General features: G+C 59.2%; 2 protein-coding genes. One reads left to right on the top strand and one right to left on the bottom strand.

The annotated features are described in order from the left end of the window. The coding region (locus tag JNL55_RS19455) for an aldehyde dehydrogenase family protein (protein WP_293857464.1) at positions 1 to 254 on the top strand (254 nt) is incomplete at its 5' end. 639 nt (positions 255 to 893) lie between these two features. On the opposite strand, the gene JNL55_RS19450 is transcribed toward JNL55_RS19455, so the two are convergent. Continuing rightward, positions 894 to 2,453 (bottom strand): M20/M25/M40 family metallo-hydrolase (locus JNL55_RS19450; protein ID WP_293857461.1); only part of this gene is annotated, 1,560 nt, incomplete at its 5' end.

Here is a 2,453-nt window from a genome sequence, read left to right as displayed (position 1 = left end):
AGGAAGCCTTACGCCTGATGAACGACTCTCGCTACGGATTGAGCGCCGCCATCTTCACTCGCGACGTGACAGCGGCTGAACACATCGGCTCACGACTCGACACCGGCACAGTGTTTCTCAACCGCTGTGACTATCTCGACCCGGCACTGGCATGGACCGGCGTCAAGGACACTGGCAGAGGCATCACACTATCCACACTTGGCTATCACCAACTCACACGCGTGAAGTCATTCCATCTAAAATTACCGACCTGATTCGGTAACGTCCGACAACTCCAGCAGATCACGACGTGATCATGCCACAGGTGCGCCCGTCCGCCATTTCAGAGGCGAGATCGAATTTTTGCGGAGGACAGCCAGCGGCGCGCTCCGGAGTAACGCAGTCGACTGCGTTCGGCATCCGGGACTCGGTCTCGTCGGCGGTCGAGTCGCTCCCTCCGCAATCGAGTCTCCACCGTCAGATACTCGATCGCCTCAAGCTGTCATCGCCACTTGCTCTTATCCCGATGAAAGCGCAGATCATGAACAGCTGATCCCGACAGAGAACTGCAAGCGCTGGTCGCGATTGTAATCTCGAGCGGCTCCTAGTTCTTCATGATCGCTCTCTACCTGCCGTGGACGGTGACAATCCTTCAGATTCCAGCGGTGCGCGCCCATCCGCCAACCCACCTACGTCATGTGTCCCTGCCAGTTGCTGATGAAGTCGAGCCTCGTCCAGATCACGGCTGCGGCGTGATGACAATGTGGTTTGCTTTCTGCGCTCGTCTGCAGCATCGGCTCAGCCAGCAAGAAACGCGTCGGGGCTCGCTGCACCGTGAGCTTCCGACGAACACACAATGCATGTCAGAAGCCCCTGCGCGCTACAATCAACTTTTACACCGCCAAGAACGACTATCACTCCTCGCCTTGATCAAACGAAAATGGATCCGTTGGTTTGGGTCGTGTTGGCAGAGGCATGCGGGGCAATGGCTCCGGTCGATCGGCTGCATGCAGTAGAAACGAGGCAAGTATCACAGTCGCCTGCTTGAGGTCTGCGATCTTCAGGTGGTCGTAGGTGTCGACGGTGGAGTGATGAGTGCGAGTTCTATAGTCCAGCGGATCCTGGATGAATTGAAACCCGGGAATGCCAACCGCTTGCATGAACTGGTGATCTGTTCCCATCACGCCCTGCGCTGCTACCGTGCTCGCTCCCATGCTTGCAAAAGGAGCCAGCCACTCCTTGAAGATAGGCATCACCGCGAGATTGCCCTCTGCGTAGATACCTCGCACCTTCCCTGAGCCTTTGTCCAGATTGAAATACGCCGCCAGCTGCGCGTGTCCAGGCTTGGGCACGATGGGCCAACGTTGCAACCAAGTCTTGCTGAAGTATGGGTTGAGCTGCGCAGCGTGTTTGTCCTCGAGCGGTGCACGCGTTGCCAGGTGACGCTCGACGTAAGCTGTCGAGCCCAACAGTCCCGGCTCTTCTGCATTCCACAGCGCGAAGCGGATGGTCCGCTTCGGCTTGATTCCCAGTCGCGACAGGATGCGCGCGGCTTCCATCACCATGACACAGCCCGCCGCGTTGTCGGCCGCCCCGTCCGAAGCAACCCAACTATCCAGATGTGCTCCAGCCATGACATAGCCAGCCTTCCTGTCCTGTCCAGGGAGGTCCGCGATGATGTTGTAAGCTTGGCGATCTTCGTCGTGGTATCTCACATCGTTGAGAATCTCCAGCGTCGGCGCCTCCGCCGACTTCGCCAAGCGGGCGAGCTGGCGATAGTCTTCTGAGGCCAGCTCGACCCCCGGCAGTTTCGGCGTCTCACCGACCTTGTAGCCATAAGCCGTCGTGCCATAGGTCGACCCTTCGACCAGACCGCCCTCTCGCGCGGACTTGCGTACCCACAACAGCGCGCCTTCGGCCGCTAGAAAGGAATCGCGTTGCGCGTCGAACGCAGCACGCGCCAAACGGCGGACGTACTCCGCGTCAGAGTGCTGCGCCTGCTGGTACTCCTGCAAGCTGCGCAACTCATCGTCGCTGAAGCGATCGAACTGCGGACCGCTGGGCTCCGCTGCCTCGCCTGGCTGACTGACCAACACGATCTTGCCACGCAGTTTCCCCTGCCACTTGCTGAAGTCGCGCTGACGATCCATGGGCGCCACGACGATTGACGCCGTTACCGTCCCATCTGTCGCCGGCGTCCATGCGACTGGTATCGCACGCATCGAGCGTATGCGCGGGGTAATCATGCGAACGCTTGATCTCTCGATCGACCAACCGCGACCGAAATTGAAACCCTCCGCTCGTACTTCTTTCAACCCCCACGCGGTCAAGCGTTCCTGTGTCCAGCGCTCCGCCTCGCGCATCTGAGGCGAATTGGTCAACCGCCCGCCGATTCGATCGGCCATGTAGGCAGCAGTCTCGGGTATCTCACTGCGATTGAAAGCTTCATCAACGATGCGATTGATGGTGGTCAG

Origin of the sequence: Steroidobacter sp. (assembly GCF_016790065.1) — a bacterium.
GTDB lineage: Bacteria > Pseudomonadota > Gammaproteobacteria > Steroidobacterales > Steroidobacteraceae > Steroidobacter.
The sequence above is the reverse complement of the archived record's forward strand: the minus strand, read 5'-3'. Positions and strand labels throughout refer to the sequence as shown.